We start from the raw sequence: 6,736 nt of genomic DNA, 5'->3' as shown, positions 1-6,736 counted from the left end.
GAGCGCGCGCAGAAGGCGAAGCGCGCCCGCCAGAAAGCCCTGGAAGCGCTGGCGGCATAGTGATGAAAATCAAGTCCGCGAGACACGAGCCCAAAACAAATGTACACACTCCAGCAGGAGTGACCTGGGCGTCCGTTGCCCCTTCCCAAGGACTGGTGAAACAGTTACAATAGAACCAACTGACTTGACGAGGTTACGCCCGTGTTTGACATGCTCATCAGAAACGGCTTCGTGATTGACGGCAGCGGCAGGCCGGGGTTTGCTGCCGACGTTGCTCTCAGCGACGGACGGATCGCCGCGATAGGAAAGGCGGACGGGTCCGCCGCGCGCACCCTGGATGCCGACGGGTGCGTTGTCGCTCCCGGCTTCATTGATATCCATTCGCATACCGATGAGCTTGTCCTCGCCAATCCGCGAGTCGAGAGCAAGTCCACTCAGGGCGTGACCTTGGAGGTCAGCGGCAACTGCGGCGATTCGTCCGCGCCTCGGGGAGGAAAACAACCCGTCGCTGAATGCTCGTCCTGGCTGAGGGAGTGCGGGTTCAATCCCTCCTGGAGCACGATGTCTGAGTTCCTCGACGTCCTTGATGCCACTCCGATGGCCATCAATTTCGCCACGCTCGTCGGCCACGGGACCGTCCGCGAGGTGGCGGTCGGATACAGCGACCGTCCGCCGACCGACCAGGAACTCCAGGAGATGCGTGCTCTTGTGCGCGAAGCGATGCAGGCGGGTGCGTTCGGCATCTCCAGCGGGTTGATCTATCCGCCCGGATGCTACGCCAAGACCGAAGAGGTCGTCGAGCTCTGCAGGGTCGCCGCGGAGTACGGCGGAATCTACGCCACGCACATGCGCAACGAGGCCGAGGCCGTCGTCGAGGCCGTTGAGGAGGCCCTGCGCATCGGGCGAGAGTCCGGGGCCGGAGTCCAGATTTCTCACCACAAGGCCTGTGGGGTCAAGAACTGGGGGCTCGTCGCAAAGTCGCTGGCCGTCATAGACGCGGCTCTGTCGGACGGCGGCGATGTGTTCCTTGACCAATATCCATATCTCGCGACCTCCACCGGACTTGGTATCATGCTTCCCAAATGGGCGCACGACGGCGGGAACAAGGCGCTCGTCGCCCGGCTGTCTGATCCCGAGCAGAGGGCCAGGCTTCGTGAGACAGTCCTGCAGGATATGGAGGCCGGTTATCTTGCCGATTCTGGTGGATGGGACACCGTCGTGCTGAGCTCTCTCAAGCGCGACGAGAACAAGTGGTGCGAGGGCCTCAGCATCACGCAGATCGCGGAGCGGCTTGCCAAGCACCCCGTAGACGCCGCCTTTGATCTTCTCCAGGCGGAGGGTGGGAGCATCGGCATGATGCACTTCGTCATCGGCGAGGACGATGTCCGCACAGTGATGAAGCATCCCGCTGTCGTCATCGGCTCGGACGCCACCGCCCGCACCTTCGACGGCCCGATGACGACAGGCAAGCCTCACCCGAGGGCCTACGGCACGTTCGCCCGAGTCCTCTCGAAATACGTCCGCGAGGAGAATGTTCTTCCTCTGGAGCGGGCCGTCGCCAAGATGACAGGCATGCCCGCCAGACGACTTGGCCTCAAGGACCGGGGTACTATAGCCGTCGGTAACGCCGCCGACATTACGATCTTCAATCCCGACACTGTCGAGGACACCGCGACTTTTGATAACCCGGTCAGCCCGGCGCGCGGGATTCGCTTTGTCATCGTTGCCGGGCAGGTCGTCCTGGAAGACGGCGCATTCACGGGCGCGATGCCGGGCAAGGTGCTTCGCCACGGAGGGTGATTTATGAATCGAGGGATATTCGTTTTCCTGGGCGCCGTTGCGGTTCTCGGCCTCGCTGGACTGTACTTTCTTCAACAGGGAGCGGCTCTCTTCGTCAGCCGGCCTGATGCCGAACACATCGCGTTCGTCTCAGAGAGGGGTGGCCAACGCGACATCTGGACAATGAGAACCGACGGCTCCGATGCACGCCGCATCACCAACGACGCCGCCGCGGACATCTCGCCCGCATGGTCGCCCGATGCCAGGGAGATTGTGTCCGCCTCGAATCGCGAGGATGACAGGTATGAGATCTACGTCTCCTCGTGGAACGGGAGCTACACGAAGCGCCTCACCGTCAGTGCCGGTACAAAGGACCTGCCCGAGTGGGGTCCGGACGGGAAGGAGATTGTCTGCCTCTCGAGCGGAAGAGTCTTCGTCATTGCCCGCGCCACCGGCGAGGATCTTCAGGTGATGCCTACGCTCGAACAGGGCGTCGCCGAATCGGGCATGATTTTCGTGCGTGTCGGATGGTCGCCGAAGCGCCGGACGCTTGCCGGCATTGTAGATACGAGCGGATTGCAGACCGCCGTCGTCCGCGAGGATTTCGACAATCCCATGCGCGAAACACGCTCACTAACGACACTGCGGGACGGGACGGTAGAGACCGCGCGCCGCATGGAGATGGACTGGTCCGGCAGAGACTACTACCTCGCCGTTTCTTTTGTCGGTCTCGCTGCGAAGGGCGGGTCTCCCAGACACGGTATATTCATCTCTGACATCTCGACGATGTCCAGCCGCGAAGTCTTTCTCACCGGCTCATCGGATCTCGGTCCGGGTGCGCTCGCCTGGTCGCCCGACGGGAAGCAGATCGCCTTCGAGATGTGGCGCCTCGGCGACGGCTACCCTGACAAATGCATAGGCATCTACCTGCTCGATCTGAACGGAAGAGCACTCGACGAGATCGAGCCGGGTTCCCTGAAGCCGCGCGTTCTGGTCAAGGGCGACGCGCGCGAACCGACTTGGTCGCCCGACGGCAAGAACCTGGCTTACACCCTCGTCGGCGCGGATGGGCGGCGCGACATCTGGTGCGCCGGCGCGGACGGCAAGGGCGCGACAAACCTGACGAACGGTGACGGCGATAACTCACAGCCCCGATGGTCGCCCGCCGTCAAGAGACGCTAGCCCTCGATGCAGGTCGCCTACCATACCGATCAGCTCATTCCGTACATCGGCAACAAGCGCAGGCTGCTCTCACTCATCCATCGTGCGATCTGCTCCACCGGCGTTGCGGGTGGCACATTCTACGACTGTTTCGCCGGGAGCGGGGTCGTCTCCCGCCTCGCCAAGACGATGGGCTATCGTGTCGTCGCTAACGACTGGGAGCCCTATGCCCGGATCATCAATACCGCGTGGATCGCCGCCAACCGCCCGCCTGCCTTCAGCGCGTTAGGCGGAATGGACAAGGCCTTCCGCGCGCTGAACGATTTGCCCGGGATTCCCGGCGGATACATCGCCTCCCACTACTGCCCGGCCGACGACGAGTGCCCGAATCCCGACTCCGAGCGAATGTTCTACACCCAGGAGAACGGTCGCCGTATTGATGCCGTACGAGAACGGATCGCCGAGTGGAGCGACTCTGGGGCGATAAGCGTACTGGAGGAAGCCGTGCTGCTCGGCCCGCTCATCTTTCAGGCCGCTTGGTGCAGCAACACCTCCGGCGTCTTCAAGGGCTGGCATCGGGGCTGGGGCGGCTCCACGAAGACGGCGTGGTACAGGATTCGCTCGAGGCTCACTCTCTCCCCGCCGACCTTCTGGGACAACGGGCTTGAGAACACGGTCCTCCAAGCCGACGCGTCCGATCTGCTCGGCAGAGTCTGCTGCGACATCGCGTATCTCGATCCGCCGTACAACCAGCATCAGTACGGCGCGAACTACCATCTGTTGAACACCGTTGCCCTTTGGGATAAGCCGCCCGTCGGCCGGGTGTACCAGGTTGGCTCGCCGGAGAACGGCAAGTCAGCGATTCGAACCGACTGGCGGGTCGAGCGCCGCAGTGCTTACTGCCACAGATCGCGCGCCCTCACGGAGTTCCGTCGCCTGATTGCCGGGCTCGATGCGCGCCACATCATCTTAAGTTACAGCACGGACGGGATCATCGCTTTCGACGATCTGCTCGATGCGCTCGCCACTAGGGGGCGATGTTCCGTGCTCACACGTGTCTACAAGCGGTACCGTGTCAGCAGGCAGAGACCCTCGCCTCGGCGTCACAACATAGAGTTCGTCGTGCTGGTGGATACTGGAATGAGGTCCTCGGCCGATGATATCGAGAAGGTGAAACAGCAGGTTCATGGCGAACGTATATGGACGTAGGACGGCATCGGACTATGGAGCAGGAGGAGACGGATGAGGAATACAATGGTTCTGGCAGCGTTGGTCGCGTTGCTCGTATTCGCGCTTATTGGCGCGGCGTCGGCAGACAGATTGATCCTGATACCGACCGGGGACACCTTCGGCACGGGCGGGGTCAAAGCTGAATACGCCGGTAACGCCGACGGCGACGGCAGGATCTACTGGGTGAACGTCGGCATCGGCAAGTTTGAGGTCGAGGGCACGCGGTACGCAGGCTACGGATCGGATGACACGGACGTGCTGAGCGCCCAGGCGCAGGTTACCCCGGAGACTATGTTCACCCCCGCGCTGGCGGTCGGTATCAGAGACATCGGCGAGGACGCCAAAGGGCTCAGCCTCTCTACCGGCGGGCGTTCGATATACGCGGTATCGAGCAAGACGGTCCCGATCACCGAAGGTATTCCCGGGTTGCTCGAGGGTGTGAGAGTGCACGGCGGTGTCGGGATCGGCGGAGAGCTGAGCGGCTTCTTCTTCGGGATCGAAGGGAAGATCGCACCTCTCGGCGCGCGGGCTCTGGTCGAGTATGACACTAACGACTGGAACTACGCGCTGGCCTATGGCATCAGGATGCTTCAGGGCAAGGTCAGTTGGATCAAGGGCGACGTCTACTACGGCGGCGCTTTCACCACGTCGTTCTGAGAGCTGATTTGGATCGCACCCACTCGGGCGGAGGTGTCCTCTCTCACCTCCGCCTTCTTTCTTGTCTGGCCCGTCATCTCCTGGCTTCTACCATTCTGTTGGGATGTCTCACAAGTCCTTAGTCGTTATCCCCCTGTATGCCGGATACGGCCTGGCATGCCGGGAGGGATCGGCCTGAACTACGTTCAGACTGACGGCAAGGTAGCTCTGGATGGTGCCGGGGCTGGTCAGGGCTTTGGCGATGCGGTCTCTTGCTTCGTTCCAGCGACGGAGGATTCGACGGTGGGGGCGTCGTTGTAGGCAAGGAGCACTTCGTACTCGCGGGAGTTGCCGAAGTTCGCGCACACCTGCATCGGCTCGCCTGTGACGTGTACGGCGCCCTCGAAGACGTCACCGTTCCTCTCCAGATAGGACCACTTCTCTCCCGCAATGACGGCAACGATCTTCGCGCCCGGCACACATACGCTGAACAGTTCCCTGCTGCCGGGTTCGAGATGGCCGCATCGTGGAGAGATCACAACGGCATCTCGCCTGAGATACGCCTTATGGCACTCCGGGAAGCGGTGGGCGGGCTTAGATAGTGAGGGGACGGCGATCGCGTACTCGGCCACCCAGTCACACCTGTCGGACGAATCCTCTCTCCCCGCGAAGAGCCTGAGCCGGTAGTTGCCCGGGCAGGGAAACGCGGCCGTGATGGCAAACCGGTCGCCCTTCCTCTCGCCGAATGTGTACCCACGGGTCACTTCCTCCCCGTCACGGGTCAACTGGGCGAGGATCAGGATGTCCTTCGGCGCGCGAATGGTGATGGTGATCGGCTCGGTCGTGCTGAGGCTGAAAAAGCGGTGGCTGTCGAGCTCGAGTCCGTATCTGAAGAAGGCCGACCTGAGATGGGCGAGCGAGGCGTACTCGGCGCACGAGACGGCCTTCGGGAGGAGCTGCCAGTCGGGGTCTAGCGGGAAGTGATCGAGAACGAAGCGTTCGGGCGGGGTGAGGAAGTAGAACTCGTCGTACTGCTTGACGAATGTCCCTCCGTTCTCGAATCTGCCCGCCGCCCAGGTGCAGTCGAGGAGCGCCCAACTGCCGTCGAGCTTGACGGCGTTCCACTCATGGCAGGGCGCGCCGTCGCAGGCGTTGTCGTCGCCGGGGTAACCCTTGGCGAACCCCTGGATTCTCTCGACCTCCAGGCCGGCTGCGCGTCCGAGGATATAGAAGATCTCGGAGTAGCCCATGCAGACCGTGCGCTTCTCTCTCAGGATTCGCTCCACGTCAACTTTGAGAGGGTCGGTAGTTCTCATCGCGGAGGCGTCGAAAGCGATGTTGGCGGTGATCCAGCGGAATATCGCGCGCGCCTTCTCCGTGTCGCTCTTTGCGCCATTGGTGAGGTAGGAGACGAGGCATTCCACGGAAACGGTCTCCGACGGCGGAGCCGCAAGGGCGCGCCGGTCAATGCCGGCAAACGGCATCTCCGCCGGCTGCTCGGAGGCGCCCTTGGAAGGAGTAGCCCAAGAGAGGACCGCGCAGAGAAACAGGGCGATCGCCGGGAGGGCTACGGTTGTCGCTGTCCTTGGCGGCAAGTCAGACTCCTGCCTGCAGGGCGGCAAACGAGGCTCGTGGACCTCCTCTTCTTCCGTGGGCTTCCTCGCGAACGCGCGAGGCGCGGAATCCGTTCCGCTGGGGAGACACTCCCTCCTGCCCCTGCTCAGTCTGTGCGTGCTCCAAGCGTTCTGCCAGACGCACAAGTTGGTTATACCCAGAAAGGCTTCATTGAAACCTGACTGCTCAATGTAGATTTGTCAATCATGTGTTACACCACGTCCTGATAATGGCGGAGGATCTGGGATGCGGATCGCCAACCGTGGGCAAGGAGCGGCCTGCGGTTGGATCCCCTCAGGTATCGGTTGAACTGGTT

The 6,736-nt window shown here is 62.3% G+C and carries 5 protein-coding genes; 4 read left to right on the top strand and 1 reads right to left on the bottom strand.

Annotated features, from left to right (window positions below; genetic code table 11):
• The first annotated feature begins 201 nt into the window (after nt 1-201).
• From KBC96_15225 to KBC96_15210, 4 genes are read left to right on the top strand one after another with little or no spacing between them, the layout of a single operon-like run.
• The gene (locus KBC96_15225; protein MBP6965744.1) at nt 202-1,800 is read left to right on the top strand and encodes a D-aminoacylase; all 1,599 of its coding nucleotides are present in this window, start codon (nt 202-204) and stop codon (nt 1,798-1,800) included.
• A gap of 3 nt (nt 1,801-1,803) precedes the next feature.
• Complete coding sequence (locus KBC96_15220; protein ID MBP6965743.1) at nt 1,804-2,961, top strand: PD40 domain-containing protein; 1,158 nt, start codon at nt 1,804-1,806, stop codon at nt 2,959-2,961.
• 6 nt (nt 2,962-2,967) lie between these two features.
• Nucleotides 2,968-4,149, top strand: a complete 1,182-nt coding sequence (locus tag KBC96_15215; GenBank protein ID MBP6965742.1) for a DNA adenine methylase — start codon at nt 2,968-2,970, stop codon at nt 4,147-4,149.
• 33 nt (nt 4,150-4,182) lie between these two features.
• Nucleotides 4,183-4,827, top strand: coding sequence for a hypothetical protein (locus tag KBC96_15210; GenBank protein MBP6965741.1), 645 nt, complete (start codon nt 4,183-4,185; stop codon nt 4,825-4,827).
• Between the two features lie 227 nt (nt 4,828-5,054).
• On the opposite strand, the gene KBC96_15205 is transcribed toward KBC96_15210, so the two are convergent.
• The gene (locus tag KBC96_15205; GenBank protein MBP6965740.1) at nt 5,055-6,401 is read right to left on the bottom strand and encodes a hypothetical protein; all 1,347 of its coding nucleotides are present in this window, start codon (nt 6,399-6,401) and stop codon (nt 5,055-5,057) included.
• Nucleotides 6,402-6,736 lie beyond the last annotated feature (335 nt).

It is taken from the genome of Armatimonadota bacterium (genome assembly GCA_017993055.1).
GTDB lineage: Bacteria > Armatimonadota > UBA5829 > DTJY01 > DTJY01 > JAGONM01.
This window is presented reverse-complemented; position numbering and strand designations above follow the sequence as displayed.

Bases quoted from the DNA above. Each gene is read 5' to 3' on its own strand.
- KBC96_15220 (MBP6965743.1), top strand. From the start codon at position 1,804: ATGAATCGAGGGATATTCGTTTTCCTGGGCGCCGTTGCGGTTCTCGGC.
- KBC96_15215 (MBP6965742.1), top strand. From the start codon at position 2,968: ATGCAGGTCGCCTACCATACCGATCAGCTCATTCCGTACATCGGCAAC.
- KBC96_15210 (MBP6965741.1), top strand. From the start codon at position 4,183: ATGAGGAATACAATGGTTCTGGCAGCGTTGGTCGCGTTGCTCGTATTC.